Genomic DNA, 25,130 nt, shown 5'->3' with positions numbered 1-25,130 from the left:
ACCTTTAAAAATTGCACTGTACATATGGTATGTTCATGTAGCGGAACGTGTCTTGTTTGGAATACGGCACATTTAATGTGCCAGGAAAGGGAGCAATGAAATGAATTTAGATTTGTTTAAGAATCAGGTCCGATTCAAAATCGCACTGGAATTAATTGATCGTGATGAAGGAATGTCCATCATGCAGCTGAACAAACGGCTCGATGATGTTCCCCAAGCTACGCTGTACCGTCATGTGAATGCGATGCTTCAAGATTCTTTGTTGAAAGTAATCGGCGCGCAGCGTGCAGGAAAAGTCGAGGAAAAAATTTATGCCTTGAACACTTCCGGATATAAGATTAAAGAGGAAGACTGGGTTTCTGCGACTTACGACGAAAAAGTCAATTTCGTCTCGCTTTATTTTATGTATATCTTGCAAAATTATAAGAACTATCAGGAGACGCTTTCTTTAACCGACAGACCGGATCAGGCGACATTCTCTCTTGTAAAACTCAATTTACCCGATGAAACATTCCGGACGTTTGAATCCGAGCTCGCTGCCTTACTGGAAAAGTATCACGGCTTATCCGCACATCACGAAGAGGAGGAGACAAAAAGAACCGTGTCCTTAGTCATCATCCCATGACAGAAAATCAAAAGATGCTGACTTAAAAAAAGAACCACTCATTTTTTCACGTCCTTTCCTCAGGCGAGACACAACCCAGTTTTTCTGCCTTAATCAGGCAGGAAAGCGGGTCTTGCTTGTCTCTGACAGCGCAAAAATGCGCTTTTCCTGTAGGAGTTGCGTGAAAAGAGTGGTTCTTTTTTTAAACGCGATAAAAGTGGCAGAATTGAAATCTGCCACCCTTAACTTTGTAGAGATCGGCTTTTGGAGTCAGCCTCTTTAAATCGTTCCTAGCATGAGATACGTTCGAAATCCGCGATTGGCGTAATACGAGTCGGCTCCATTATGGTACACGAAAACATGATCATACCGCCGGTCACAGAATAACGCGCCGCCTTGCGTCCGAATCGCTTCCGGTGTCTCAATCCAGCTCGACGTCTTTACATCGAACGGTTGAATCGTTTGCAGGTGACGGTAAAGGTCTTCTGTCAATAAAGCGACACCGTGTGCAACAGCTTCCGCGACGGCACTGCCGGCAGGCTTATTTTTCTTCCGCTTTTCCAGTGCAGCCTCGTCATAACATAAGCTGCGGCGGCCCGATGGACTTTCCGCTGCACAATCAACGAAAACCCATTGACCATTTGGCATTGCTACGATATCCGGTTCACCGCCGGTCTGTTCCATCCAGTCAAGGGAACGGAGCATTTCCGGGGATAACCGAGACACGATATCATCCCACTTCACAGCAGGATGCCGGTCGGGATGATCCGTGAACCGATGGTGGAGGATGTCAATCAACGTCGCTTGATCCATGTCTTTTCCGCCTTTCGATGATAGTTTAATCCCTTTATAAGATGTATGGAATGTACATCATTTTTCCAAATAACGGTAGAGGGTGCTTTTGCTGATGCCCGTTTGCTCCCGGATTTCGGACAGACTGTACTGTTTACTTTGATACATGTCGATTGCTCGTTTGACGTTTTCATCCGGCTTTCGCGGGCGTCCCGTCTGTTTGCCGAGCTCCTTTGCTTTAGATAGTCCTTCGCGGGTCGCCATGCTGACGACGTCACTTTGAAGGGTCACGAGATGCTGGACGATGTCACGGAACGACTGGTTCAGGGTATGCCGGGTATCAATGTCTTCCCGGATGGACAAGAGGAAGGCTTGCTTCGTATCCAAAGCGTTCAACACTTCGATCAGATGACGCGTCGAATCCGCCAACACATACAAATGAGAGACGAGGATGATGTCACCCGGTCTGATATCTTCTAACAATTGATCAAGCACGTAACGTCGTTTCGATGAACTGTGCTCCTCGATCCTTACTTGATCGGTTTCATAGGTCTTTAGTGTCTCGGCTTGCTTCTCACACGTCGGATCTTCAAAATAGGGGCGCATGTAACCAATAATCATAGTGTTCTCCTCGCTCGAATCAAAATACCTGCTGCGATGAAAAGAATACGCGGATCTGTTCTAGATGAAACTCGTATTCAAGATTCATCCAGCGGTGTTTATCTTTCACTTCCTAGTATAAGGGAAACCTGGACGAGAAGAAAGGTGGGGTACTATACAGGAAGCGGTAGAGAAGTAAACAGCAAGAACACTTTCTGCATAACCTGATTTTTAATACAATGAAAACGTCCTCGTCAGACGAGAACGTCGGCAATCCATTAAGCGGATACAACAGAAATCCGTTCCTTATCATGGCGATGATGCTCGACTTCATCCGCTAACGCAACGGCATAATCGGCGTAACTGATGTAACTGTCACCCGCGGCATTCAGCGTCAAGACATCCTGCGCCAATTGGTACTTTCCGGTCCGCGGTCCTTCCGGATCAAAGAAGGCGGCGGGACTGATGAACGTCCAGTGTAGATCGACAGTCTGTTGCAAATCTTCCAGGTTTTTCGCCTGATTTTTCGCGGTCGGCAGGTAAGCGGACGGAAAGTCCGGTGTATCAGCAAGACGGAGTGTCTGTTCCTGGTCGACGTACAGACTGCCGGCTCCTCCGACAACAATCAGACGTGTCGGAGTACCGCGTAACTGATCAATCAAGTGTCGGCCTAAATCAACATGCTGGTGCTCATTTCCGGGTGATGCTCCAAAGGCATTGATGACGACATCAAAATCCGTCAATTCCTCCGTCGTCAGTGCGAACGCATTCCGTTCGAGCACCGTATCGTGTTGCGTCCGCGCAGCATCACGGACGATGGCCGTCAAGGCGTGACCCCGTTCTGCCAACTCCTCTAAAATGATCCGTCCTGCTTTTCCACTCGCTCCAATGATGGCAACCTTCACCAAAAACGCCTCCTTTATTAGTATGTAGCTGTACATGTAATTATTTTAGTTACAGAATCTATTATTGTCAAGGCAATTGACATTAAAGGAGATGCTCATTAAAATAAATGCATTGGTGGTGAAACAAATGATTAATAGCCGACTTGCGGTTTCTGTTCATATCCTGGCCTTGATCGCGACACATCCGGACCAAGCCTTGTCTTCTGACTATATCGCCGGAAGTGTCAATACCAATCCGGTCGTCATCCGTCGCTTGATCGGATCGTTACGACAAGCCGGATTGCTTTCGACGGTCGCCGGAAAAACCGGGGCGACGTTGACGAAAGATCCGCATGACGTCACATTATTGATGATTTACCGGGCAGTCGAACCGAAAGAGACGTTATTCTCAATCCATGATCAGCCGAATCCTGCCTGTCCGGTCGGCCGCGACATCCAATCGACCCTCAACCAGTCCTTCACACGTGCCCAACAGGCGCTTGAAGCCGAACTCGGGAACGAAACCTTATCTGATATCCTCCATCGTCTTGTCCGGGCAAGATGATGTTGGTCTGCCTTTTTATGAAAACGCCTTCAATTTTGAAAGGAGAAATGTCAAGATGCGACTGATCAGTTATTCAGCCGTCAGTGCAATCGGATCCTTTTTATTGTTCACTACGTATGCCTTTTTAACGAATGTCGAAAATGAGTTTTTATATCAGTTCGGGACGTTCGCGACGACCTTGTTTACCTTTGCCGTAGGTCTGCCGATGCTCTTCATTACAAGGCAATATCCGTTTTCCTTACGCTGTTTGATTTATGTGACGGCCGGTGTCTTTACGATTTTATTGTTCGTCGGATTTTATGACTACTTCGGTCAGGAGACTTTTGTCGAGTCCCGGCAAAACTTAAGCGGCATCGTCCGCTTCGCGACATTGGCCTGCCTGTTTTATATCGTGCCGTATGAATGGCTGTATCAAAAAAAATCGTCGCCAAATCACCCTTCGATGTCTTCTTGACGCTGACCTTCTGAAAAGAAGGTCTTTTTTTGCAGGAATTCCCAATAAAAAGGAGAAACAGGTAGACAGCTACATTTAAAGGGGGAGAACACGCATGCCAGATACATTCATTTGCCGGCAACTTGGAAAATCCTTTACCGGTGACGGCATCGAGACACATGCCTTGTCGGATATTAACCTGACACTTGATGGCGGGGACTTCATTTCGATCATCGGTCCGTCCGGCTCGGGAAAATCGACATTGCTCAGCTTAATCGGCACACTTGACCGTCCGACGAGCGGCACGCTGTCATACGGCGATCAAGCGATTCATCAACTCAAGAGCAAAGAACTGTCCGATTTCCGGTTTGAGAACGTCGGCTTCATCTTTCAACAGTTTCATCTGATTCCGACACTGACCGCGCTCGAAAACGTCATGGCGCCGTTATTCGGGCGGAAAGTGACGTACGATAAAAAAGAGCGGGCCTTGTCGCTGCTCAAGAAAGTCGGACTGGCGGATAAAGCCGGTTCACTCCCGTCGCAGTTATCCGGCGGTCAGCAACAGCGGGTCGCCGTCGCCCGGGCTCTCGTCCACGAACCGAAATGGTTGCTGGCGGACGAACCGACCGGCAATCTCGATACCGAAACCGGTGAAATCATTTTTAACCTGTTGCGCAGTTTGAATGAAGAGAAGGGGTGCGGCGTTCTGTTCGTCACCCACGATCCCACTCTCGCCGAACGGGCCGACCGAAAAATCGAAATGCGGGACGGTCTGATCATCGAAGACCGCCGGCTCATCCGCGCCTGATTCCTTCTTTTTGAATTCACCGCAGCGACCGCGTACACTGAATGTGTAGAGGAGGCGAGCGTATGCGCTTAGGAATCTTGGATCAGGTCCCGCTTCACGAGGGGGATACGATCGAACAGACGATGGAGTCAACAAAACGACTGGTCGTCGAGGCGGAACGTCTCGGCTATGACCGGTACTGGTTTGCCGAACATCACAACACGAACGGTTTGCTCAGTGCGGCACCGGAATTATTCATTGCCCGGATGGGGGACGCGACCTCGAAGATTAAACTTGGTTCCGGCGGGATCTTATTGCCGCAGTATCATCCGCTCAAAATCGCCGAGTCATTTTCGACCCTTGCCGCATTTTATCCGAACCGGATCGAGCTCGGAATCGGCAATTCACCCGGTGGCAGTGAACGGACCCGGCGTGCCTTGACGGACGGGGCCGAGAATGCCGCTGCTGAGTTTCCGCGACTGCTTGATGAAGTCGACGGCTTTTTGACCGACCGGTTATCATCGCGCCACCCGTACCGGATCGTCAAGACGACACCGCGGATTAAGGAACGGTTACCGTTATCCGTGCTCGGACTGTCTACGCGCAGTGCCGCACTTGCTGCCGAGCGGGGACACGGACTCGTGTTTGGTCATTTCATCAATCCCGACAAGTGGGAAGAAACGCTGCAGACGTATCGCGACGCATTCGTTCCGGTCGACGGACGGACACCGAATGTCATCGTCTGCGTTTTCGTCATCTGTGCCGAAACGATGGAAGAAGCGGAAACCTTGGCACGGACGCAAGACGCCTGGATTCAAGGAATCCGGCTTGGCCATTCGATCGTGCCGTCGTTTGCGACTACAGAAAGCAAGTCGTGGAATGCCGAGCAACAACAACGAATCCAGCACGACCGCCGGCGGACGATCGTCGGGACACCGGAAACCGTCGCGCAAGAATTGCAGGAGTTGTCCGACCGTTACCAGACCGATCAGTTTCTGTTGATCAATAATGCGTTTGATCAGGACAAGCGGCTCCGGTCCTATCAGTTGATTGCCGAACGATTGCTCCATTAAAAAACACCGCCTGCGTACAGGCGGTGTTCGTTTTGACTTATTGTTGGGCAGTCGGGCGGATCAGGATTTCATTGACCGCGACATCGTCCGGTTCATTGACGGCGTAAGCAATCGCACGGGCAATGGCGTCAGCGTCCATCGCTTTTAAGTCGCCGATGCCTTGTTTGATTTCTTCGTCCGTGATGTGATCTTTCAGCTCGGTATCAACGGCTCCCGGTGAAATGATCGTCGCGCGGATATTGTTTTCGACCGACTCTTCTTTTCGCAAACCTTCCGTAATCGCACGGACGGCAAATTTCGTCCCGCTGTAAACGGCACTCGACGGCATGACGTCGTGTCCTGCGACAGACGAGATGTTGATGATATGTCCGCGTTTCTGCTCGCGCATATAAGGCAGAACCGCACCGATGCCGTAGAGGACACCTTTGATGTTGACATCAACCATCGTGTTCCACTCATCCTGTTTATTTTTGTTTAGTTTCGAAAGCGGCATCAAGCCCGCATTGTTGACGAGAACGTCGACCGAACCGAACGTATCTTGTGCAAGTTTTGCGAGTTGCTCGACTTGCGCCGAATCCGTGACGTCCGTCACTTGATAGACGGCTTTACCGCCGAGTTGTTCGATTTCCTGTTGCAAAGTTTTCAAACGATCTTCCCGGCGCGCTGCGAGGACCAGTTGCGCACCTTGTTTAGCGAGTAACTTAGCAGTAGCTTCCCCAATGCCACTTGATGCTCCTGTAATGATGACGACTTTGTTTTCGATCATTTAGAAACCCTCCTACATATTTTTTAACTCAACTTAGAAGTATTAACCTCTTTTAAACATCAGCAAACCTCGAACGGACAGTTCGAAGACGGAAAGGATGAATACGATGCGAAAAGGCTTTTGGCTCGTTCTTCTTATAGTAGTAGTCGGATTGGTTTTATACGTCGAGCCGTTTCGCGGGTCGCCGCCGGAACCGGATGTTTCCGTCAATGGAAGAAACATCGGTGTGACCAGCGGATCGTCTTGCTGGCACAGCCTGTTGAACAGCAAATGTATCGACCTTAGTGATACGACCCCGCTCGACATGGCAGCCGACCAGACACCAACCGTCGTCAAACCCGGTCAGAAGATTGAGGTCGCCTTTAACGACGGTCCCGCGCCGGAACGGATTCAGACGGAACAATGGTTGAAGGATGGAAGGACGAAAACCGTTCAGCTGAAGAATGAAGACTTAACCGTACCCACGGAAAAAGGTCTGTATATCTATCACGTTTCGGCCTGGTGGAAGAAAGGTGATGGAAACGTCGCATTTTCTGTTCAAGTAAAATGATGTTGACAGCGCTATATCAGTGTGATAAATAGTGAAAAACTGTTCGAAAACGAAAGTTCCTTCATCTTTTTTTGGTGAAAGGGACTTTTTTTTATTAAATATAGTAAATGGAACACTGGATTTCACTTACTAAAAGCTAAATTACCAGAATAATGGAACATTAATTAAAAGTGCACTTAGATGTTTTAAGGTCTAGTGAACGGGAATAAACACACCATACACATAATATTTCAGCTAGCGAAAGTCTTATGTGAAAGAATCTTACAACGTTATGTAAAAGGAGAGATGAAGATGAATGGGTTCAATCGTTTCTTACTCGTTCTCATCGGTCTGCTTGGGTTGGTGAGCGTCGGCTTACTGGTTCTCGGCGTCTACGATGTTCCACGACTCAGCCCGTTACTTGAACAATGGCAGGATCAACAATGGTACAGCTACACAGTGCTCTCGATTGGTGGGTTTTTAGCTTTCGTATTCGTTATTCTCTTATTCACCGGGTTACTCAGCCGCTCGAAAGGTCAACGGTTGTTGATCCGGACAGGAGACGGTAACATCACGATTTCGAAAGAAACCATCGAACGGACGGCCCTCGAGTCGATTCGTGGGATCAATGGTGTCCGGACACCAAGTGTCCATGCGGATATCCATTCGAAAAAAGAAACGGTCGCCTTGACCGTTGACTGTTCGGTTTTCGGACAGGAAGGACTGCCGACGATCGGGAAAGACATCCAAGAGCGTGCCAAACACGCCGTCGAGTCCTTGCTTGAATTGCCGGTGACGAGTACAAAAGTCAAAATCAGTGATACGAAAACCAAAACGTCGGAACGTGTCGTCTAAAGGGAGGAATTGAACATGAGTACGAAAGAACAATTGTATCCGTACCGGTTCCGATTAATCGGCGGTCTCGTTGGACTCGTGATCGCGGTTCTGTTCCTGACAATCGGTTTCGGACCCACGATGCTGTTGCTCGTCTTCACCGCGATCGGCTTTTTGATCGGGAAGTGGCGGGATGGAGCACTTGATATTGAAGGATGGATTCAGTTCTTTAACCGGGACTGATTCATATATAAAACAACCTACATTTTATTCAAAAGGAGAGATTTCAAATGGCAAACGAATCATTAAACACAACTGGACAAACGGAAGAGGTACGTTCAAACAAATTAACGTTCGAAGATCAGGTCATTAAAAAAATCGCCGGGATTGCGTCAAACGAAGTCCAGGGCATTTTATCAATGAGTGGTGGATTCATGAGCGGTTTGACGGATCGCCTCCGCAGCACGGAAGACATTACAAAAGGTGTCGGCGCAGAAGTCGGTGAACGCCAGGTGGCGCTTGACCTCCGCGTCATCGTCGAATACGGCAAAAACATCCCGACAATTTTCCAGGAAACGGTCGCAAAAATCAAAAAAGCGATTGGCGATATGACAGGTCTTGAAGTCGTCGAAGTCAACATGCATGTCGAAGACGTCATGACACGGGCCGAATTCGAGGCGAAAAGCAAAAACAATGAAGCGGCGGAAGAAAAAACAAGCCGCGAATTAAAATAATCGAAACGTCCGGGAGCTCTCATCAGAGGGTCCCGGTTTTTTTGTGTTTTTCATAAAAACGTTTACCGAATTGCCATCAATCAGAGTGACTGTCCGGATGGAAAACGGGAAAAGACAAAGGAAGACTTCAATCCAATCAGAGAGGATGAGAAATCATGCGTTTAGAGGGAAAAGTCATTATCGTCACCGGAGCGGCTTCCGGAATGGGTAAGGCGATGGCAGAGGTATTTGCAGCGGAGGGGGCACATGTCGTTGTTTCGGATATTCACGGGGACGCGGCGAAGCAAGTCGTGCAGACAATCACCGAAAACGGTGGAACCGCACTCGCAGTCGAAACGAATGTGGCAGAGGAGACAGCCGTTCAACAGTTGATTGATCAAACCATTACGGCATACGGTAAACTCGATGTGCTGGTTAACAATGCCGGCATCATGGACGGGATGGAAGGTGTCGCCGATATCTCGGATGAACGCTGGGAACGCGTTTTCTCCATTAACACGACAGCCGTCATGCGTGCGATGCGGCTTGCCGTTCCGTTATTCCAGAAACAAGGTCAAGGTGTCATCCTCAACAACATTTCGATTGGCGGTTTGAACGGTGCGCGGGCCGGAGCCGCCTATACCGCCTCAAAACACGCCGTCGTCGGCTTGACGAAAAATACCGCCTATCTGTACGCCAAAGAAGGAATCCGTTGCAACGGAATTGCCCCCGGCGCAGTCGAGACGAATATCGGGCAATCGATGACAAATATCAATGAATTCGGGATGGGACGGACGATGCTCGGGATGGGACTGAACCCCCGGACGGCAAAACCGGAAGAAATCGCACAGCTTGCTTTGTTCCTCGTCTCCGAAGACAGCAGCTTCGTCAACGGAGCCATCGTTGTAGCGGACGGCGGCTGGAGTGCCTATTAAAGATATTTTTAAAGGTTCCCGGATCAAAGGGGACTTTTTTTGATTGATTCATTATTTGAGACGATAATTAGTTTACGAAATACTATTCAACCTGGAAGGAATTAGTCGATAAAAGAGATAATAAGATAGTGTACCAGATTGATGATTCAGCAGACGGGAAAGGGCGGGTTGATTGATGCAGGAACAGACGACACGTGTGACGGATACCCAGGTCATCCGGGCAATTGAACAAAATCTGGCGATTATCCGATTTGATGACCGACGTAAGGTGGCTTATGTCAATGAGTTGTTTGCCCGGACGATGGGTTATGAGGTCGAGGAGTTGATCGGGCGGTACCACCGGGATCTTTGTTTTTCCGGATTTGCGGACAGTCCGACTTACGAACTGTTTTGGCGCAAGCTGATGCAGGGCATCACGTATCAGGACAAAATCGAACGACGGGCGGCGGACGGACAACAAAAGTGGCTCGAAGCGACGTATATGCCGATTTTCTCGGAAGACGGCCGCCGTGTCGTCGGCGTGTCGAAAATCGCAACCGACATCACCGTTCGGCAACAGGACGTCTTGCGGATGGCGGATGAATTGAATGCAACATCGGCTTTTTTGACGGTGAAATCCGAAAGCGGACGGCAGGACGGACTGAATGTGCTTGCGACCGTGCAACAGGTCGAAGCGGAATCGACAGTAAGTCTCGCGAATCTCGTCCAACTCCAGGAGCAGACTGATTCCATCACCGATATCGTCAAGACGATCCGTGACATCGCCGCCCAGACGAATCTGCTGGCTCTGAACGCAGCGATCGAAGCGGCACGTGCCGGAGAACACGGCCGCGGTTTTAACGTCGTTGCGACCGAAGTCCGCAATCTGTCCAATAAAGTCTCCCAATCGATCGGTGAAATCAAAGATAACATCGAAGGGATCGTTAAACGGATTGAGGAAGTCTCAACGAGTATCGAACACATCTCCTTAAAAGTTAAAACGAGCAGCGGACAGCTCGAACAGACGGTCCGTGAATTTGACCTCTTGGCGGATTCCGCCAAACAGTTGGAACAACAGGCCCGAGAATTTGTACGGGTGTTATGACACCTATATTTTTTTCGTAATTCATTACCACCTTCTTCCGTATGATTCTGACAAGAGTCACACGGAAGAAGGTCTTTTTACGTCAAACAGTCAAAAATACTTTATAATAAGCAGATGTTTCATGAAATCCAAAGTAGCCTGGCTACTCAAAAAAAGGAGGGCTGATCATGTCGGTACTGACGACCATTACAGCACGCCAGTATGGACTGCTTGCCTATCCGTTGATTTTGTCGAGTATATTGACGCCGTTACTCGGTGTCACCGATACAATCGTCATCGGACAAACCGGCGATGCAGTCGCGATCGGGGCGATTGCGATTGCTGCTGTGTTCTTTAATACGATTTACTGGCTGTTTGGATTTCTAAAAGTCAGTACGACCGGGTTCAGTGCCCAAGCCAGTGTCCATCATGACGAAACGGCTTTGCATTTCGCTTTATACCGTCCTGTTTTGCTCGGTTTGCTGATTGGTCTCGCACTGATGCTATTTCGTGCTCCGTTGACGGCAGGGGGGCTTTACTTACTGGCAGCACCCAGAACCTTGTTGCCGGATGTCACGACATACATCGATTATCGGATGTACGGGGCACCGTTCGTCCTGATCGGTTACGCCGTCCTCGGCTGGCTGATCGGCCAGGGACAGGTAAAACGCGCCTTGTTGATTCAAGTATTCAGTAACGTCATCAATATCGTGCTGGATATCGTCTTCGTCCTCGGATTGGGATACGGCGTCGCCGGCGTCGCGATCGCGACACTTGTCTCTGAAATCAGTATCGTCGCTTTCGGATTCCTGTTTATGTTCCGGCAGTTAGATTGGAAACCGGACTACCGCGGTCTTTTGTTCCATGTCCAGGCGTACCGGCAATTTTTTACGGTCAACGCCGATCTGTTCGTCCGGACGATCTTTCTTTTGATCGTGACCGGCTGGTTTACCCGGACAGGAGCAATTTTTGGACCGGATGTTCTCGCAGCCAATGCCATTTTGCTACAAATCCAGTATTTGATTGCCTATTGGTTCGGGGGACTCGGCAGTGCTTCGACGATTCTCGTCGGACGGTCGCGCGGACGCCATGATGAAGCCGGTTATCGGCAAAGTGTCCGCTTAACCCGACAGTTTGGTCTCGCTTCCATTCTTTTGATGATGGTTCTGCTAGTTATTTTTCAGCACCCGTTATTGCGGTCATTTTCTGCTGATTCGGACCTGCTTGATTTCGCCCGTCTGTATTATGGCTGGATTCTCATCTTTCCGTTAACCGGTGGCTTTGCGATGCTCTATGAAGGCGTTTTTTCCGGTCTGGCTCAGGCAAAACCGGTCCGGAACTCGATGATTCAGGCTTTTCTGGTCTTTGCACTACTGTTGCTGTCGGTCTACTGGATCGGCAACCACGGCGTGTGGCTGGCGTTCATCGGTTTCGGTCTGATGCGATCCGTCTCCCTGCATTTGGCGGAGCGCCGGAGATCGTCTGTGTTTGAAACACATAACGAAAAAACGGATCTTCCTGTTTAACGATCAACAGTGAAGGTCCGTTCTTTTATCGTGTTACTTTTAATTTGTTTTCGTGCATCAATCGAATCCCGGATATGTATGATGTAACGGCGTCCCTTTTGATAACCCGAGCGGGGCGGCTTGATCCGGAGTTCCTTGCCGTCAATGACTTCAAGCTCCGTCTGCATCCGTTCGCCGGTCGAGTCCGTGATCGTAACCGTACGGTCCGAGACTTGATCCGGACGCAGTCCTTTCGAAAATTCGATATCAAACGTGTGATACTTCGAAATCGTCCGCGCACGAGACTTGAAGTGCGGGCCGTCCGTCTGCTCATCGAGCGTACAGTAACACCCTGTGAAAAGTAAGCAAACAGTTAAGATAATGGAAAATAACGGTTTCACAATCAAGCTCCTTTCAGCATATTTTTCATTATAAGACAAATAATGGGAGGTTTCAATCGTTCTCGGGGCGGATTGTGAAATAACCCTTCAAGACATGGCGCGGGTGATGTATACTCAAGCGAGAGAAAGGCAGTGGTAGAATATGCAACAAGCTGATCAACGTGAAATCATCGTCTCTATCCGGACGAGTTATGATTTCAAGGCCGATGAAGGACGTGCGGTCCGTGTCGTCGAATTTCATGGACGCCGGACGACGGTCATCGATACCTTTAAAAAATCAACACCAAAACGGATGATTTTAGTTGAAATGATCCGCGCCGTTCAATCGTTCAAGGAACCGTTCCATATTATCTTTAACGTCGAATGCAACTTTGGTTTCAAGTATTTAAACGATGAACGCCAGTGGGAAAACCGCGATCTCGGAAACACGTTCAACGAATTGATCCAAGCAGGCGGACACACAATCGAACTCCGCGACTGTTCGTTTTATGAAGGCGGCAAAGATTTGCAGAAATGGTTGCTGAACATCCTGAAAAAAGCGAATTGATCTTTTAAGACAGATGACGTTCACCGGACGGTCATCTGTTTTTTTGTTCGTTCTCCCGTCCTTTGCTAATATGTGGTAAATTTATAAGAAAGAAAAAGGACAACACGATTGACATCATCGTCAACTATTTTGTGAAGAGGTGGAATTATGAATAAAGAAGATCATCAAATCGCCCGAAAGCTCGTTTCTACTTATTTGACCGGAACTCAAATTTCGACAATTCACCTGACAGGCTTCATCAGCATCGAACTGATCAATCTCTATGACGCCACGATTCCGGATATCACGATCCGGATCGAGACGGACCGTTTGTATTACGGGGATGTCGAATCGTCGAAGGATTGGGTCGTCCGCCATATGCCGAAAGAAGAGATGCTTCACCTGATCGTGACGTTACATACCGAACGAATCATTGCCGTCCGGATCGGAAAAGCCGCTCCACATCTGTTCATTACGTTCAGTTCGGGGAAAACGCTGGTCATCAACGGATCAGACACCTATTACGAATCCTGGGCCATCGATATGACATTACCGGATAAAGGCCTTGTCTCAATCGTCGCTGTACCGGGCGATGAACTGGCTGTTTTCGCTTCCGATAATACGATGTTACAGAACCAGACACATGAGTGATTTGCTGACGCATGCCGAGCAGACTGCCCGTTTGATCGTCGAGAGCCGTTATCCGGATTGTGATGCTGCGTTACTTGCAGGAAGTTTTGTCCGAGGACAGGCAACCGCGACATCTGACCTCGATCTGATCATATTTCGGGAATCCATCCCGGCTTCTTACCGGGAATCGTTCACCTTCGATGAATACCCGGTCGAAGCATTTGTTCATTCGAGTACGACCATCCGGGATTTTTTCCGGCAGGACCGGGAACGCGGACGTCCGTCGATGCAACGGATGGTCGCAGAAGGACTCGTCCTGCGCAATCATGATCTGCTCAAACCATTGAAAGAGTATGCGGAATCAGAGCTGCTCGCCGGTCCACCTGTGCTGTCACCTGCCGAAACGGATCGTGCGCGTTACTTTCTGACCGATTTGCTCGATGATTTCATCGGTGTGACGGAGCGGTCGGAAGGACTTGGAATCGCGGCCCGGTTGCTCGAGCAGGCGACGGATTTTCGCCTGCGGACGTCGGGTCACTGGACAGGACAGGGGAAGTGGCTGATCCGCAGTCTGGCAATTGTCGATTCGGTCGAGGCCAAACGATTGGCGGACGCTTTCGAAGCTTTTTTCCGGTTCGATGAAAAACAACCGGTCATTGATTTAGTGGAACAGTGGCTTATCGAAAACGGCGGCCGTTATTTTGACGGTTTTTCGCTTGGAAAATGAAAGGAGGGCGAGCATCATGAAACGAGGGATGGCGGGTTGTCATCGGGTTCGTGATGCGGGTCTGTCATGAAACACCGGCTATTGTTATGTGTATTTTTTCTGCTCGCTCTCGGAGGAAGCTTGTTTTATTTTCAAACGAACGAGGCGTCTCCTCAAGATGTGACGCCGCAACTGATTGTCGAGACTGTCCGTCAGCATCAGCCGGACGTGCGATTTTCGACGAAACAGGTCTACTGGATTGAACCGCTCGGTGACCGGCATACGATTGCATTCGTCAAAACGGAAAAAGCGCATCTGTTACTCGTGTTGCAGCAAACGGACGCGACCTATCGGATCGTCCGCCTGATCCGCCAAGCGCCGCAACCAAACGACTGGTTTGAAGGACGATTACTGGAAGTCGAGCAAAAACGTTATTTGGTCGTCTATGGGGAAAACCGCTCCCAAAACCTGAACCGGTTGACGTTTGATCCGTATAAAGCGACGTACGACGGGAAACAGGAACGGAACGTACCGCTGAAAGATATCAAACGGACGCTGGATGTCCGGAAAAAAGACAGTTTCCATACGATTCAAGCCTTGCCGGAAGCCTTTCCCCGGTCGCTCTTTTTTGATATTCATGCTGTCGATGCACAGGGCAACGAACAGTTGCGCCGGTTGTCGAATACGCTCGACTGAAGTCTTCGGACTGGGAAGAGCTGTCTTACGTTCGGTATACTGAGGATAGTTAAGACAGAGGGGGACATAGTATGTGGATTGTCATGAATCAACTGCGTGTACAAAACGGGAAAGCCGATCAAGTCGCGGCACGTTTTCAGACGACAAAAGGAATTGAGCAGATGGATGGATTTGTCCGGATGCAGGTCTTAGTGGATCTCAGTCAGGACGAGCATGATATCGTCACGATCATGACGACGTGGGAAAAGCAGGAACACTTCCGTGCTTGGCAAGCAAGTCAGGCCTATAAAGGTGTCCATAAGAAACGGGACGAAGGGACATCGGAAGTCAAACCGCTTGTCCTCTCAAACGCGGTCACGGAATATGCCGTCGTCGCAGATCATGCCCATGCTTAAGTAAAGCCGTCTTTTCCCGGCAAACGGGAAGAGACGGCTTTTTGTGTGGAATGGATGATTCGGAAAGCGGGTAAAAGAATTAAAACTGAACCTCGAGAGGTGACGGAAGATGACGACACGTAAAGGCATCGTTTCCGGTTTGACGGTCTTGTTCGGCATGATGTTCATCATCGGTTTTTTGTTATCCGGCGGTTTTGTCTACCTGTACTTTTTTGCCCTGCTGATTGCCTGCGCATCCTTTTTGCGGGAACGGCTGACGCGCGGGGAGTGGTTGCAGGAAGGCATCGCCTTTATCTTGTTTTGTGCGACCATTTTCCTCGTCGAACATCTGATTTTTTAACTCATTTGATCTGATAGGTATCAAGCAGCAAATCTCGCCCTTCTGCAGGCAACTTAAAGCTGATTTTTCGGTGGACATCTTCCAGATAGATATCGGTTTTTTTGATCCGCCGGTCGAGATAAATCTTGAATTGTTGTGCTTTTCCGTCCTTCATCAACGTCAAGTACGGACGCTCGGCGAGTCGTCCTTTCTGCTCGGTCTCTTCGCTTGCGTTAATCAAACGAACCAGCTGTTTCGATTCTTCGAGCGAAGTCTCGATAAACGTATCTGGCACCAGTGGGTCCGTCTCGTATTGCCCGTCGTCTCGGTCGATTTTCATTTTCGGGAACGGACGGTCATGAAACAGGGCGAACCGCGGCACCGAGTAGTCCGCGTCGTCCAGCTCATCCGGTGCTACGTTCAGACCGGACGGCATTTGTTGTTCCTGCGTGACAGTCAGCTGATAACGGGTCGTCTTTCCCGTTTTTTCCTTAACCGTGACCGTACCGTAAACCCCGTCTGCATGCGGCGTTTCCTTAAACTCGATGGTAGTCGGTTCCTTCGAAGCGTGAATCGCGGCACGATACCGTGCTTGACCCATCAGACTCAGCTGAAGTTCGTACGGTTCCTGAATTTGAATATTCGATTCGAGAACAAGCGGAACGGTCCCGACAAACGGTGTCAGTTCCATCACATTCGTGACAACCGTCTGTTTCGTCTGTTCGTTTGTGGCCCGGACGACAAGATACCCCGTCGTCGGAACGGTCAACTGCCGCGCGGACTTCATGAAGGCGTACCCGGATACCCGGACCGATTCCTCGAATTCCGGCGATAGCGGATGAATCTTCACCTGACTTTCAGGTGTCGTCAGATCATCCGATGAGAAGTGGTCCTGTTTTTTCGTTAATTTGTGGAATCCCGGCTTTGAAATATAATCATGGCAGTATAAGAAACGGTCCTGTTTCGTTTTCAAATAGACTGCCTGCACCCCGCGCGATTCCGGGAATTGGCTGACCAGATTCACAAAGTATTGTGTCCCGACAGAATAGTCTTTCGGAGCCGGAACTTTTTTTGTCGCACACACCTGTTTGATGAGGACGCCAATGGCCGGATCGTCATCCTTGAAGTCTGTCAGATTCAATGTATCGTACACTTCGGGCAGATAGGTATATTCAATCGGTTTGGCGTCCGGACTACATCCGCTCAACAGGATGGCCGCTATGCTTAACAACACGATTTTCCGCATCTTTAGTCCTCCAGTTCAGCAGCCAAAGCGGTCGCCAGTTTACCGGACAGCTTCGCCGTTTTTTTGGTTCGGATGTCTGTTACATAGAAATCTGTTTTGTTTGCCCGTGTTTTAAGATACAAATCAAACGTCTGGACTTTTCCGTCTTGAATCAAGGTCAGATAACGGAAATCCGCCCGACTGCCTTGCTGTTTTTCAAGTGTGACGTCTTTTAATTCATCTGCGATCCGCTTCGCTAACTTGTCGGATATTAACGACAGTTGCCGGAAGTTGCCGTCACGTAAGGCCGCCTCGTTCGGATGAAGGAACCCGTGAATTTCTTTGTTGTCGGTGCCTATGCCGTTAAATCCGTGGACAGACAAGTCTTTGACGGTCGTCTCGTAACGCAGGGAAATCGTTTTATTCATCGGCTCTTCCGGATCCTTGGATTGGAGCGTCAAGTAGGGAATTGTTTTGTTTGCCGGTAAGACATCAGGGAGCGGGTGATAGGTCAATCGGATGGATTGTTTCCCGTGATGCGTCAACAGATCCTGCTGATTTTGATACAAATCGTCCTTCAGTAACAGGGTATAGGTCGTAGACGGCAGACCGTCTGTCGTCTTTTCAACGGACAGTTCAAGCTTTTGATAGACAAACGAAGCCGGTAATCCAAACAGCGGTTGCTGCTGACCATCTTCCTCCTCCAGAAAAACGACTTGACCCGTTACGGGAAATTGGACGAAGACCCGCCGGATTTGTCCGGTCTCGTCGACGACCTCATGTTTCCGTTTCATCGCCTTTTCATCGGTCCGGGTCGTCAAAACCGGTTCCGCAACTGACGAGAACTCTTGCCCCTTTTTCTGCTTCAGCCACGGATGGGCGTTTAGCTGAATCAAATGCGTTGTCAGGCGAGACGTCTTCGGCGAACGGCACGTCAGGTAATAGTCATCGCCTGTCGCGATATACTGCAGCTCGATCGGCGCGGTATAGTTCCCGAGTTGTTGTAAATTAAAGTAAAGACCATATGTATCGAGCGTCCGGTAACGCTTCGGCATCGTGACGATATTCTTTTTATCTTCACATGTCTGCAACAGGCGGGCAGACTGTTTTTTTGAAACCGGTTCATACGCTTCATCTGTATAGTTAATAGCTTCCCAATACGTGGAGGATCGTTTTAACTCCAACAGCCGCTCCGTTCCGCATCCGGTCAGGAATAAACTGCCGATGAGACTGATTGCGAGTACAGATTTCTTAATGGTAATCGCTCCTTCATTCTTTTAACAATATTTTACCATGATGATACCCTTTTAATTCCATAAAAATTCACATTTGAAAATAGAGAGTTGGTATAATCCAATCCAGTGAGGAGTTGGACCATATGGACTAGGCTATATAAACATGCAAAGGATTAACTATTGACGGTCCTTTTTTAATTAAAGCCCGCGATAGTTTAAGTAATAACTTCACAAATTTAAGAAAATTGATCATTAAGAATTAGTTCACATCTTTTGTAAATCCAATATATATATATGTTCTCCTTCATCTGAAGATAGAAAAGTAAATTTAAGCTTTTTAAGTAAGTTGATTGAAGGAAGATTTTCAGGTGACACACTCGCATTTATTCTGACACAACCTTTTTGCTTGACCCAGGCGACAATTGCGGAAAGTACTTCATATGCATAGCCTTGCTTAGCGTGAAAAGGACTTATCGTGTATCCCACCCAAAAAGTGTCATGATCCCTTTTTAAATAAATATCACCAATCAATCGATTAGTTGCATTGTTGATTATAGCAAGTTGTACACCTTTTAAAAGAGAGGGTTCACCAAGTAATTCTTTAGCATACATTTGCTTGGTCAATCCTTTAAATCCTTGAAATTGCATCCAGTTTTCATCATTTCTATATTTCATAAAATCATCAAGATTTTCTTTTTCAAACCGACGTACAGTACATCGTTCCGTCTTTATCTCCATTGAACCTACCACCTTTTCTGCATATTTCCATTCATCCATCCTGCCCTGTTCGTTGAATAACATCTATTTCCATTATGTGTTATTTTAGAGATAAATCAATCATCCTTTCAAAAACGACAGACTTTACGAAAACAGTTTAAAATTAAGATGTTAGTTTTCTGTTACAACCGGGTATCTTCTAATTGTGCACGGAAGCTAGACTAACTAAAACAATGGGGGTTTTCACAGATGGGTACATTTATTCAAGCAGTTGACGGAACGAAGATTTATGTAGAAGATATCGGTTCAGGACAACCGGTCGTTATGTTACACGGATGGCCGGCCAACAATAACATGTTCGAATATCAAAAAAACCGTCTGCTCGAAGAAGGGTACCGCTACATCGGCGTCGATTACCGCGGCTACGGAAAATCGGATGCGCCGGCTACCGGATATGACTATACGACGATGGCGTCGGATATCAACGAAGTGATTCAGCAATTGAAATTAACGAACGTCACCTTACTCGGTTTCTCGATGGGCGGCGGAATCGCGTTAAAATATCTCTTAAACCACGGGGAATCCAACGTCTCGAAATTGATCTTGGCAGGAGCAGCCGCACCGGTCTTCACGCAACGCGATGGTTATCCGTACGGCATGACGAAAGAGGAAGTCGATGCCTTGATCGAGGATACGAAACAGGACCGTCCGTCGATGCTGAAGGGATTCGGGGAAATCTTCTTTGCGAAAGAACATCCGGAACCGCTTCAACAATGGTTCCATAACCTCAGTGTCGAAGCTTCTTCCCACGGTACGATTCAATCGGCGATTGCGTTACGGGACGAAGATTTACGCGACGGTCTGCCGAAGATTTCGGTCGATACGCTCATCATGCACGGTAAACAAGACAAAGTTTGTCCGTTTGAATTTGCCGAAGTCATGCATGAAAACATCAACGGTTCACGCCTCGAAGTCTTTGAAGAGAGCGGACACGGAATGTTCCTCGATGAACGTGAGAAGTTCACGGAAACACTGGTCGCTTATTTAAAATCAAATCAGACTGTCTGATTCAACTCACTCAATAAGCCCTATCCGCTCCTCTTAGAGGAAAAGCGGATAGGGCTTATTTGTGGACGCTACTCCGTATACTTCTTAATAAATCTCCGGTCGATCCATTGTTTGAGGTACCAACTGAGCCGATTGGTTCGGTAAAATCGCCCGTACAGCAGGGTAGCCTGGCGATGACCGAGCGCAAGAAGCGTCAAATAACGCCGTTGCGGTCGAAACGTCCGTAACGGTTCTTCATTCACGTATCGGATCAGATTCTGAAGCAACAGCGGTGCCTGGCGAACCGCCGTCACACCATTCTTCGGCGTTTCCGGATAGGCAGGAAGCGTCGCGCAGTCACCGACAGCAAAGATGGACGGATCCTCGAGTGACTGCAGCGTCTCATGCACCAGTAAGAATCCGCGGTCATCACAATACAGACCGGATACCCGAAACAATTCATGCGCCGTTGCACCGCCTAAAAACAAAACGGCATCCGTCTCGAGCAAGCGGCCGGATTGGAGCGTTGCTGTTTGGCCATCAAGCGTTTCGAAACGGTCAATGACTCGGTTGACACCCAACTGATCGAGTCGCGCGGCCAGTTCCGGACCGGCCGGATGACCGCTGAGCAACGGTTCTTCATGAATCAGGGTGACCGGTGTACTGTTTGACTGAAAGGACGCCGCCATCTCGACGGCCGCCGCACCACTGCCGACGATGACAGGGGAGACGGCACTCCTGAACGTCTGTAACGCTTGTTCTATACGATAGTTCGGTTTGATCGTAACGTGGTTCGGGGTGCGTGCTTCCCAGTCGTTCGAACCGATATTAAACGACACGATATCGTACGGCACGACCTGTCCGGACTGACAGATAACGTGTTTATTGGCGGCATCGATTCGCACAACCCGGTCCTCCATCCACGTCTTACCGTGCCGTTCACATAACGCTTTGACATCGATGCGTGTCTCGTCGAGTGTATAGGTTCCGTCCGCAAGTCCGGAAAACATGCCGGAATAATACTGATAACGGGAGGGGGTGACGACAATCCAGTCGATTTCCGGATGACTCCCTTGTTTGATGCATTCTAAATGCGCATGACCTGCGCCGATTAAGACCATTCGTTTCACGACATTCACCTGCTTTTTTTGAATTCTCTGCATCTGAGAATATGATTCCCTCAACTGAGAGGACGTAATCTTCTGCTTGTCAGACAAAAAGGCGAAGCGACGTCGCAAGCGTGACGATTATCAACAGAAAGGCAAGATCCCCTCGTGTCACGACCGGCTCGACATAATAGGTCCGATTTACCCGAAACTGACGGGCTTCCATCGCAATCGCAATCTGTTCCGAGCGGAGGATACTGGTCGTAAACAACGGCAGACTGATGTCAAAAAACGTTTGCCACGGCCAAAATGACCGTTGTTGCCGGACACGGCGCGCTTGACGGATCGTTCGAATCGACTGCCGAAAGATTGGAATGAAACGGAGACCGGCTAAAAACCCGTAGGCCAGGCGAACTGGCAGACGACATTGATGAATCAGACTCATGACGAACCGTGTTGCGTCAGTCGTCGCAACGAACGTTACACTCAACAGGACAAAGGCGAGCATCCGTGTCGCGACCAGCCAGGCGTGAGTCAGGCTCTCTTCCGTAATCCGAAACCAACCGAACGTCCACAGTTCCGTCTCTCCTTTACCGAATGTGGCCATCATCCAAAACGTCAGCAGGAATAAAACGCTGTAAGGCATGAGCCGCAGGAACAGCGTCGACAGCTGCCAGCCGGAGCAACATACGCCGACTGCAGCAAGAACAAGCAAGGCGAATGTCACCTGCAGCCGGGACGTCGAAATCAACAACAGCATGACATAGAGCAGGGCCGCCAGTTTGACGGACGGATTAATTTGAGCGAACCATGAATGGTTTTCCTGCATGACGGATCCCCTCCTTTTGTTGCTGATACCGGTAGGACACCGGACAAAACAGCTGATTGTCGCGTAAAATCTCGGTTTCCTGAAATAACTCCTCCGGTGAACCGTCAAATTGAATGTTTCCCGAACCGAGGACGAGCACCCGGTCCGCCTGTTGGTATACCAGCTCCATATCGTGCGTCACCATGATGAGCGTCGTCCCGGCTGCACAGGCTTGACGTAAGACATCGATGATCTGTGCTGTCGTCTCGGCATCCTGTCCGAAAGTCGGTTCGTCGAGCAACAAGACAGCTTTTCGTTCGAGCAACATCGTCGCGACGCTCAAACGCCGCTTTTGACCAAGACTGAGCGCGAGCGGCGACTGGGCGGCGACATCCGCCAATCGATAATGCTGCAAGGCGTCGTTCATCTGACCGGACGACGGTGATGGACAACTGATTGCCAGCTCGTCAAGAACCGTCTGTTTAAGAAACTGAAACTCGGGTTGCTGAAAGACGAAGCCGACCTGCCGGTAAAACATCCGGTCCCGCCATTTCTTCAAGTCCGTCTGAAACAACTGAATCGTTCCGCTTTGCACCGGCAACAGTTTCGCCAATGTCTCAAGCAGGGTACTTTTACCGGCCCCGTTGCGTCCGACGAGCATGATCCATTCTCCGGCGTGGGCGGTCAGCGAGATCCGCTCGAGAACCGTCTGCTTTCCGTACCGGACAGTCACGTCAACAAGATCAAATGTCGGTTCGGTTGACACGGGTTCGCGGACAGGCGGACGATCGAGCTCCCGTTCTGCCGCGACCTCGGCCGGCATCGTTCCGAGTGTATACGGGTAGAGGCGCGGTATCGCAATCCCGAGCTTAGTCAAAAAAACGGTCCGATGCTCTGAAAAGATGTCCCGTGGCGGTCCGTCAAGACGGATCTGTCCGGTTTGAAAAACCAGCACCCGGTCAGCGAACGTCACACAACGCTCCAGTTGATGTTCAATCAGAACAAGCGTTACATCCGGATCGTGGTGTAATTCTTCAATCAGCTCCATCATCAATTGTTGACCGTGCGGATCAAGTTGCGCCGTCGGTTCGTCGAGTAACAGGATGTCCGGTTCGAGTGCCAACACACAGGCTAGAGCGAGCCGTTGTTTCATCCCGCCGGACAGCTCGGCAATCGGCGTCGTCAAGGCGAGGTCGAGTCCGACCCGTGTCAACACGATCCGAATACGGTCCTCCATTTCACCGCGGGCAATCTGCCGGTTCTCCAGACTAAAGGCGATTTCCGCCCCGACCGTCTGCATGCAAAACTGATCGTCCGGCTGTTGGAATAGCATCCCGACGGTTCCGTCCGTCGTCCATTCACCGCTGACATCGGCTTCAATCGTCTCCGGCATCAGACCGGCGAGGACATGTAAAAAGGTCGTCTTGCCGCTGCCGCTTGGACCGACGAGCAATGTCGTTTCTCCTTTATCGATCGTAACCGACAAATCGTGTAAGACCGGGTAATCCTGATCCGGATAGCGGACTGTCAAGTGCTCGCACTGCATCATGCGGCACGCTGCTTTCGTTGCCGTCCGATGGCATAGCCGTTCAGTGTCCCTGTCTTAACGAGAGCATCGACAATGACTTTCGCAAGTAATCCGCCAAGCAAGGCCCCGCTGAGCAGTTGCAGTGAAAACGTCAACAGAAGAGTGGTCGTCGTATAGTAGGCGAACCCATTGACGATCAGACTATAGACCATACTGCCGACTGCGGCAAACAGACCGGACAGCATCAAGGTAAAGGTGTTGAATGTCCGGTAACCAAACAAGGCAAAGGCAACTTCCGCTCCAATGCCTTGCGCCAGGCCAATCAATAAGGCGGACAAGCCGAAATGACTGCCGGTAAACAATTCGACCGCTGCTGCGACGACCTCGGCAATCAATGCGGCACCGGGTTTTTGAATGATGTAGGCGACGAGGGGACTGGCAATGACCCAGATGCCGAACATCCAGTTTGAGCCGACCGGGCCGAAGATAGCGGAGATCGGCAACCATAACGTCGACCAGCCTAAGTAGAGAACGCCGCACGCAACGGCGAGCATCATCATGACGATGATTTCTTTCATTTTCCAACTGTTCATAATCACTTCTCCTTTAAATGCACACCCACAAAGAAACCACAAAAAGACCGCCCTCTATGAAAAGAGAGCGGTCGTGTAACCTGCACGGAGGCAGAAAAAGAGCACGAGGATTCCGCTCCACTTTCCTACGCTAGTATGAACTAGATCAGGTTCAAAGGGTCCGAAGTGAATCGTCTCAGCCAACTGGCTCCCCTAGTGGATGTGTAATATAGTGTACAGCTTTCACTGTACGTCTGACGCTCTAACTTGTCAATCCCCATAAAAAAACCCCTCCGCGAGGGGAGGGGAGAAACCATTATTCTTTGTCTTCTTTGTTTTCTTCAGCCTGCTCTTCAGAAGTTTGTTCTGAATCGTCTGTTGATGCATCTGCGTCAGCTGCTTGTGCCTCAGCTTCAGCTTCTTCGATTTCTTCAAGTTCAGCTTCAAGTGTCGATTCAACGACAGCTGCGACTTGGATGTCACCTTCTGTGACAACACGGAAATCTTTTTCTTCCGGAAGATCAGCTACTGTGATTGAATCTCCGATTGCAAGATCCGTCACGTCCACTTCGATACGTTCCGGTAATTTATCTGGCGTTGCAGCAACTGTTACTTTAAAGAGTGTTTGTGAAAGGAATCCGCCAAGTTTTGCACCGGCTGCTTCGCCGACGAGGACGATATCCGTTTCGACTTCTGTTTCTTCATCCATTTTAACAGCGATGAATTCAACGTGTTTGATTGTTGGTGTGAAGATATCCATATCAAGCTTGTTGATCAACGTGTTGACTTTCTTGCCGCCGATTTGAAGAGCGACCAGGACGTTTTCACCGTGATCACGGATGACTTTGACCAATGCTTTTTCATCAAATGCGATTGGCGTGCTTTCCACTTTGTAGCCATACACGACACCAAGAGCTTTTCCTTCATGACGTAATTGCTTTCTAAGTGAGCGTGGGCGTACTTCGCGTTCTTCTACTTTTAATGTTACTGACATGTTCATTTCCCCCTTGAATTTGGTATAGCCCTCAAAAGGTAATGCATGTAGGAGTGGGACAGCGGGTCCCATATAGAAAATCGTGCGCTAAATGCTAGTTTCATTGGATTTCATTCAGAAATGAAAAACGAAGTGAGTAAGT

The 25,130-nt window shown here is 49.2% G+C and carries 32 protein-coding genes and 1 riboswitch; of the genes, 19 read left to right on the top strand and 13 right to left on the bottom strand.

The features are described from left to right. Nucleotides 1-100 precede the first annotated feature (100 nt). Nucleotides 101-625, top strand: a complete 525-nt coding sequence (locus DVG79_RS05240) for a helix-turn-helix domain-containing protein (protein ID WP_114595764.1) — start codon at nt 101-103, stop codon at nt 623-625. 258 nt (nt 626-883) lie between these two features. Here DVG79_RS05240 and DVG79_RS05235 read toward each other — a convergent pair whose 3' ends face one another. The 3 genes from DVG79_RS05235 to DVG79_RS05225 form a co-directional block, all read right to left on the bottom strand. After that, nucleotides 884-1,417 (bottom strand): DUF4256 domain-containing protein, encoded by a 534-nt coding sequence (locus tag DVG79_RS05235; RefSeq protein WP_114595763.1) that lies wholly within the window; start codon nt 1,415-1,417, stop codon nt 884-886. 57 nt (nt 1,418-1,474) lie between these two features. After that, the gene (locus DVG79_RS05230; RefSeq protein WP_114595762.1) at nt 1,475-2,017 is read right to left on the bottom strand and encodes a recombinase family protein; all 543 of its coding nucleotides are present in this window, start codon (nt 2,015-2,017) and stop codon (nt 1,475-1,477) included. Between the two features lie 257 nt (nt 2,018-2,274). Beyond that, complete coding sequence (locus DVG79_RS05225; RefSeq protein ID WP_114595761.1) at nt 2,275-2,901, bottom strand: NAD(P)-dependent oxidoreductase; 627 nt, start codon at nt 2,899-2,901, stop codon at nt 2,275-2,277. A 127-nt stretch (nt 2,902-3,028) separates the two neighbouring features. On the opposite strand from DVG79_RS05225, the gene DVG79_RS05220 reads away from it, so the two are divergent. From DVG79_RS05220 to DVG79_RS05205, 4 genes are all read left to right on the top strand, one after another. Beyond that, nucleotides 3,029-3,445 carry an Rrf2 family transcriptional regulator gene (locus DVG79_RS05220; RefSeq protein WP_114595760.1) on the top strand — a complete coding sequence of 139 codons (417 nt, stop codon included), beginning with the start codon at nt 3,029-3,031 and terminating at the stop codon, nt 3,443-3,445. Nucleotides 3,446-3,500: 55 nt separating this feature from the next. After that, on the top strand, nt 3,501-3,899 hold the full coding sequence (locus DVG79_RS05215; RefSeq protein ID WP_114595759.1) for a hypothetical protein: 399 nt from the start codon (nt 3,501-3,503) through the stop codon (nt 3,897-3,899). Nucleotides 3,900-3,993: 94 nt separating this feature from the next. After that, entirely contained in the window at nt 3,994-4,686 is a 693-nt protein-coding gene (locus DVG79_RS05210) for an ABC transporter ATP-binding protein (protein ID WP_114595758.1), read from the top strand. A gap of 62 nt (nt 4,687-4,748) precedes the next feature. Next, nucleotides 4,749-5,738, top strand: a complete 990-nt coding sequence (locus DVG79_RS05205) for an LLM class flavin-dependent oxidoreductase (RefSeq protein WP_114595757.1) — start codon at nt 4,749-4,751, stop codon at nt 5,736-5,738. Between the two features lie 37 nt (nt 5,739-5,775). Here DVG79_RS05205 and DVG79_RS05200 read toward each other — a convergent pair whose 3' ends face one another. Continuing rightward, a complete protein-coding gene (locus DVG79_RS05200) occupies nt 5,776-6,504 on the bottom strand; it encodes an SDR family oxidoreductase (protein WP_012370436.1) in 729 nt (242 codons plus the stop codon). 106 nt (nt 6,505-6,610) lie between these two features. Between DVG79_RS05200 and DVG79_RS05195 the strand changes: the two genes are divergently transcribed. The 7 genes from DVG79_RS05195 (at nt 6,611) to DVG79_RS05165 (ending at nt 12,104) form a co-directional block, all read left to right on the top strand. After that, on the top strand, nt 6,611-7,054 hold the full coding sequence (locus DVG79_RS05195) for a hypothetical protein (RefSeq protein ID WP_114595756.1): 444 nt from the start codon (nt 6,611-6,613) through the stop codon (nt 7,052-7,054). A 291-nt stretch (nt 7,055-7,345) separates the two neighbouring features. After that, nucleotides 7,346-7,888, top strand: a complete 543-nt coding sequence (gene amaP / locus DVG79_RS05190; RefSeq protein WP_012370438.1) for an alkaline shock response membrane anchor protein AmaP — start codon at nt 7,346-7,348, stop codon at nt 7,886-7,888. Nucleotides 7,889-7,903: 15 nt separating this feature from the next. Beyond that, nucleotides 7,904-8,110, top strand: coding sequence for a DUF2273 domain-containing protein (locus DVG79_RS05185; RefSeq protein WP_114595755.1), 207 nt, complete (start codon nt 7,904-7,906; stop codon nt 8,108-8,110). Between the two features lie 47 nt (nt 8,111-8,157). Next, nucleotides 8,158-8,601, top strand: a complete 444-nt coding sequence (locus tag DVG79_RS05180) for an Asp23/Gls24 family envelope stress response protein (protein WP_012370440.1) — start codon at nt 8,158-8,160, stop codon at nt 8,599-8,601. Nucleotides 8,602-8,756: 155 nt separating this feature from the next. Next, the gene (locus DVG79_RS05175) at nt 8,757-9,515 is read left to right on the top strand and encodes an SDR family oxidoreductase (RefSeq protein ID WP_114595754.1); all 759 of its coding nucleotides are present in this window, start codon (nt 8,757-8,759) and stop codon (nt 9,513-9,515) included. A 175-nt stretch (nt 9,516-9,690) separates the two neighbouring features. Next, complete coding sequence (locus DVG79_RS05170) at nt 9,691-10,599, top strand: methyl-accepting chemotaxis protein (RefSeq protein ID WP_114595753.1); 909 nt, start codon at nt 9,691-9,693, stop codon at nt 10,597-10,599. Nucleotides 10,600-10,766: 167 nt separating this feature from the next. Continuing rightward, entirely contained in the window at nt 10,767-12,104 is a 1,338-nt protein-coding gene (locus DVG79_RS05165; protein ID WP_114595752.1) for an MATE family efflux transporter, read from the top strand. On the opposite strand, the gene DVG79_RS05160 is transcribed toward DVG79_RS05165, so the two are convergent. Then, complete coding sequence (locus DVG79_RS05160) at nt 12,101-12,484, bottom strand: hypothetical protein (protein ID WP_114595751.1); 384 nt, start codon at nt 12,482-12,484, stop codon at nt 12,101-12,103. The genes DVG79_RS05165 and DVG79_RS05160 overlap by 4 nt on opposite strands. Nucleotides 12,485-12,626: 142 nt before the next feature. Here DVG79_RS05160 and DVG79_RS05155 point away from each other — a divergent pair, with 142 nt between their 5' ends. The 6 genes from DVG79_RS05155 (at nt 12,627) to DVG79_RS05130 (ending at nt 15,777) form a co-directional block, all read left to right on the top strand. Next, nucleotides 12,627-13,031 carry a hypothetical protein gene (locus tag DVG79_RS05155; RefSeq protein ID WP_114595750.1) on the top strand — a complete coding sequence of 135 codons (405 nt, stop codon included), beginning with the start codon at nt 12,627-12,629 and terminating at the stop codon, nt 13,029-13,031. A gap of 147 nt (nt 13,032-13,178) precedes the next feature. Continuing rightward, a complete protein-coding gene (locus DVG79_RS05150) occupies nt 13,179-13,661 on the top strand; it encodes a hypothetical protein (protein ID WP_114595749.1) in 483 nt (160 codons plus the stop codon). Beyond that, nucleotides 13,654-14,367: a nucleotidyltransferase domain-containing protein gene (locus tag DVG79_RS05145; protein WP_114595748.1), complete on the top strand. Its 714-nt coding sequence runs from the start codon at nt 13,654-13,656 to the stop codon at nt 14,365-14,367. The genes DVG79_RS05150 and DVG79_RS05145 overlap by 8 nt, the downstream gene beginning before the upstream one ends. 66 nt (nt 14,368-14,433) lie before the next feature. Next, entirely contained in the window at nt 14,434-15,042 is a 609-nt protein-coding gene (locus tag DVG79_RS05140) for a hypothetical protein (RefSeq protein ID WP_114595747.1), read from the top strand. Between the two features lie 71 nt (nt 15,043-15,113). Next, nucleotides 15,114-15,437 carry an antibiotic biosynthesis monooxygenase gene (locus tag DVG79_RS05135; RefSeq protein ID WP_114595746.1) on the top strand — a complete coding sequence of 108 codons (324 nt, stop codon included), beginning with the start codon at nt 15,114-15,116 and terminating at the stop codon, nt 15,435-15,437. A gap of 109 nt (nt 15,438-15,546) precedes the next feature. Next, the gene (locus DVG79_RS05130) at nt 15,547-15,777 is read left to right on the top strand and encodes a hypothetical protein (RefSeq protein ID WP_114595745.1); all 231 of its coding nucleotides are present in this window, start codon (nt 15,547-15,549) and stop codon (nt 15,775-15,777) included. A 1-nt stretch (nt 15,778) separates the two neighbouring features. On the opposite strand, the gene DVG79_RS05125 is transcribed toward DVG79_RS05130, so the two are convergent. The 3 genes from DVG79_RS05125 to DVG79_RS05115 form a co-directional block, all read right to left on the bottom strand. Next, on the bottom strand, nt 15,779-17,002 hold the full coding sequence (locus DVG79_RS05125; protein WP_114595744.1) for a hypothetical protein: 1,224 nt from the start codon (nt 17,000-17,002) through the stop codon (nt 15,779-15,781). A 2-nt stretch (nt 17,003-17,004) separates the two neighbouring features. Then, nucleotides 17,005-18,165, bottom strand: a complete 1,161-nt coding sequence (locus DVG79_RS05120; RefSeq protein WP_114595743.1) for a hypothetical protein — start codon at nt 18,163-18,165, stop codon at nt 17,005-17,007. 315 nt (nt 18,166-18,480) lie between these two features. After that, a complete protein-coding gene (locus DVG79_RS05115; RefSeq protein ID WP_199505843.1) occupies nt 18,481-18,993 on the bottom strand; it encodes a GNAT family N-acetyltransferase in 513 nt (170 codons plus the stop codon). Between the two features lie 189 nt (nt 18,994-19,182). Between DVG79_RS05115 and DVG79_RS05110 the strand changes: the two genes are divergently transcribed. After that, the gene (locus DVG79_RS05110) at nt 19,183-20,001 is read left to right on the top strand and encodes an alpha/beta fold hydrolase (protein WP_114595741.1); all 819 of its coding nucleotides are present in this window, start codon (nt 19,183-19,185) and stop codon (nt 19,999-20,001) included. A 68-nt stretch (nt 20,002-20,069) separates the two neighbouring features. Here the strand turns inward: DVG79_RS05110 and DVG79_RS05105 are convergent, their stop codons facing one another. The 5 genes from DVG79_RS05105 to DVG79_RS05085 form a co-directional block, all read right to left on the bottom strand. Continuing rightward, nucleotides 20,070-21,101, bottom strand: coding sequence for an FAD-dependent oxidoreductase (locus DVG79_RS05105; protein WP_233494578.1), 1,032 nt, complete (start codon nt 21,099-21,101; stop codon nt 20,070-20,072). 88 nt (nt 21,102-21,189) lie between these two features. After that, complete coding sequence (locus DVG79_RS05100) at nt 21,190-21,915, bottom strand: energy-coupling factor transporter transmembrane component T family protein (RefSeq protein WP_114595740.1); 726 nt, start codon at nt 21,913-21,915, stop codon at nt 21,190-21,192. Next, nucleotides 21,881-23,443: an ABC transporter ATP-binding protein gene (locus DVG79_RS05095; protein ID WP_233494531.1), complete on the bottom strand. Its 1,563-nt coding sequence runs from the start codon at nt 23,441-23,443 to the stop codon at nt 21,881-21,883. Before DVG79_RS05095 ends, DVG79_RS05100 begins: the two co-directional genes overlap by 35 nt. Then, nucleotides 23,440-24,015: an ECF transporter S component gene (locus tag DVG79_RS05090; RefSeq protein ID WP_114595739.1), complete on the bottom strand. Its 576-nt coding sequence runs from the start codon at nt 24,013-24,015 to the stop codon at nt 23,440-23,442. Before DVG79_RS05090 ends, DVG79_RS05095 begins: the two co-directional genes overlap by 4 nt. 105 nt (nt 24,016-24,120) lie before the next feature. Then, nucleotides 24,121-24,219, bottom strand: a riboswitch (TPP riboswitch). A gap of 91 nt (nt 24,220-24,310) precedes the next feature. Next, on the bottom strand, nt 24,311-24,988 hold the full coding sequence (locus DVG79_RS05085) for a 50S ribosomal protein L25/general stress protein Ctc (protein ID WP_114595738.1): 678 nt from the start codon (nt 24,986-24,988) through the stop codon (nt 24,311-24,313). Nucleotides 24,989-25,130: the final 142 nt, after the last annotated feature.

It is taken from the genome of Exiguobacterium sp. RIT594, from assembly GCF_003339585.1.
GTDB lineage: Bacteria > Bacillota > Bacilli > Exiguobacteriales > Exiguobacteriaceae > Exiguobacterium_A.
This window is presented reverse-complemented; position numbering and strand designations above follow the sequence as displayed.

Excerpts from the sequence above, each read along its gene's own strand:
- DVG79_RS05140 (WP_114595747.1), top strand. The coding sequence starts at position 14,434 with ATGAAACACCGGCTATTGTTATGTGTATTTTTTCTGCTCGCTCTCGGA.
- DVG79_RS05220 (WP_114595760.1), top strand. The coding sequence starts at position 3,029 with ATGATTAATAGCCGACTTGCGGTTTCTGTTCATATCCTGGCCTTGATC.
- DVG79_RS05235 (WP_114595763.1), bottom strand. The coding sequence starts at position 1,417 with ATGGATCAAGCGACGTTGATTGACATCCTCCACCATCGGTTCACGGAT.
- amaP (WP_012370438.1), top strand. The coding sequence starts at position 7,346 with ATGAATGGGTTCAATCGTTTCTTACTCGTTCTCATCGGTCTGCTTGGG.
- DVG79_RS05105 (WP_233494578.1), bottom strand. The coding sequence starts at position 21,101 with ATGGTCTTAATCGGCGCAGGTCATGCGCATTTAGAATGCATCAAACAA.
- DVG79_RS05125 (WP_114595744.1), bottom strand. The coding sequence starts at position 17,002 with ATGCGGAAAATCGTGTTGTTAAGCATAGCGGCCATCCTGTTGAGCGGA.
- DVG79_RS05215 (WP_114595759.1), top strand. The coding sequence starts at position 3,501 with ATGCGACTGATCAGTTATTCAGCCGTCAGTGCAATCGGATCCTTTTTA.
- DVG79_RS05100 (WP_114595740.1), bottom strand. The coding sequence starts at position 21,915 with ATGCAGGAAAACCATTCATGGTTCGCTCAAATTAATCCGTCCGTCAAA.
- DVG79_RS05175 (WP_114595754.1), top strand. The coding sequence starts at position 8,757 with ATGCGTTTAGAGGGAAAAGTCATTATCGTCACCGGAGCGGCTTCCGGA.
- DVG79_RS05165 (WP_114595752.1), top strand. The coding sequence starts at position 10,767 with ATGTCGGTACTGACGACCATTACAGCACGCCAGTATGGACTGCTTGCC.
- DVG79_RS05115 (WP_199505843.1), bottom strand. The coding sequence starts at position 18,993 with ATGGATGAATGGAAATATGCAGAAAAGGTGGTAGGTTCAATGGAGATA.
- DVG79_RS05135 (WP_114595746.1), top strand. The coding sequence starts at position 15,114 with ATGTGGATTGTCATGAATCAACTGCGTGTACAAAACGGGAAAGCCGAT.
- DVG79_RS05145 (WP_114595748.1), top strand. The coding sequence starts at position 13,654 with ATGAGTGATTTGCTGACGCATGCCGAGCAGACTGCCCGTTTGATCGTC.
- DVG79_RS05095 (WP_233494531.1), bottom strand. The coding sequence starts at position 23,443 with ATGATGCAGTGCGAGCACTTGACAGTCCGCTATCCGGATCAGGATTAC.
- DVG79_RS05130 (WP_114595745.1), top strand. The coding sequence starts at position 15,547 with ATGACGACACGTAAAGGCATCGTTTCCGGTTTGACGGTCTTGTTCGGC.
- DVG79_RS05110 (WP_114595741.1), top strand. The coding sequence starts at position 19,183 with ATGGGTACATTTATTCAAGCAGTTGACGGAACGAAGATTTATGTAGAA.
- DVG79_RS05195 (WP_114595756.1), top strand. The coding sequence starts at position 6,611 with ATGCGAAAAGGCTTTTGGCTCGTTCTTCTTATAGTAGTAGTCGGATTG.
- DVG79_RS05185 (WP_114595755.1), top strand. The coding sequence starts at position 7,904 with ATGAGTACGAAAGAACAATTGTATCCGTACCGGTTCCGATTAATCGGC.
- DVG79_RS05205 (WP_114595757.1), top strand. The coding sequence starts at position 4,749 with ATGCGCTTAGGAATCTTGGATCAGGTCCCGCTTCACGAGGGGGATACG.
- DVG79_RS05090 (WP_114595739.1), bottom strand. The coding sequence starts at position 24,015 with ATGAACAGTTGGAAAATGAAAGAAATCATCGTCATGATGATGCTCGCC.
- DVG79_RS05180 (WP_012370440.1), top strand. The coding sequence starts at position 8,158 with ATGGCAAACGAATCATTAAACACAACTGGACAAACGGAAGAGGTACGT.
- DVG79_RS05240 (WP_114595764.1), top strand. The coding sequence starts at position 101 with ATGAATTTAGATTTGTTTAAGAATCAGGTCCGATTCAAAATCGCACTG.
- DVG79_RS05085 (WP_114595738.1), bottom strand. The coding sequence starts at position 24,988 with ATGTCAGTAACATTAAAAGTAGAAGAACGCGAAGTACGCCCACGCTCA.
- DVG79_RS05230 (WP_114595762.1), bottom strand. The coding sequence starts at position 2,017 with ATGATTATTGGTTACATGCGCCCCTATTTTGAAGATCCGACGTGTGAG.
- DVG79_RS05155 (WP_114595750.1), top strand. The coding sequence starts at position 12,627 with ATGCAACAAGCTGATCAACGTGAAATCATCGTCTCTATCCGGACGAGT.
- DVG79_RS05200 (WP_012370436.1), bottom strand. The coding sequence starts at position 6,504 with ATGATCGAAAACAAAGTCGTCATCATTACAGGAGCATCAAGTGGCATT.
- DVG79_RS05150 (WP_114595749.1), top strand. The coding sequence starts at position 13,179 with ATGAATAAAGAAGATCATCAAATCGCCCGAAAGCTCGTTTCTACTTAT.
- DVG79_RS05210 (WP_114595758.1), top strand. The coding sequence starts at position 3,994 with ATGCCAGATACATTCATTTGCCGGCAACTTGGAAAATCCTTTACCGGT.
- DVG79_RS05170 (WP_114595753.1), top strand. The coding sequence starts at position 9,691 with ATGCAGGAACAGACGACACGTGTGACGGATACCCAGGTCATCCGGGCA.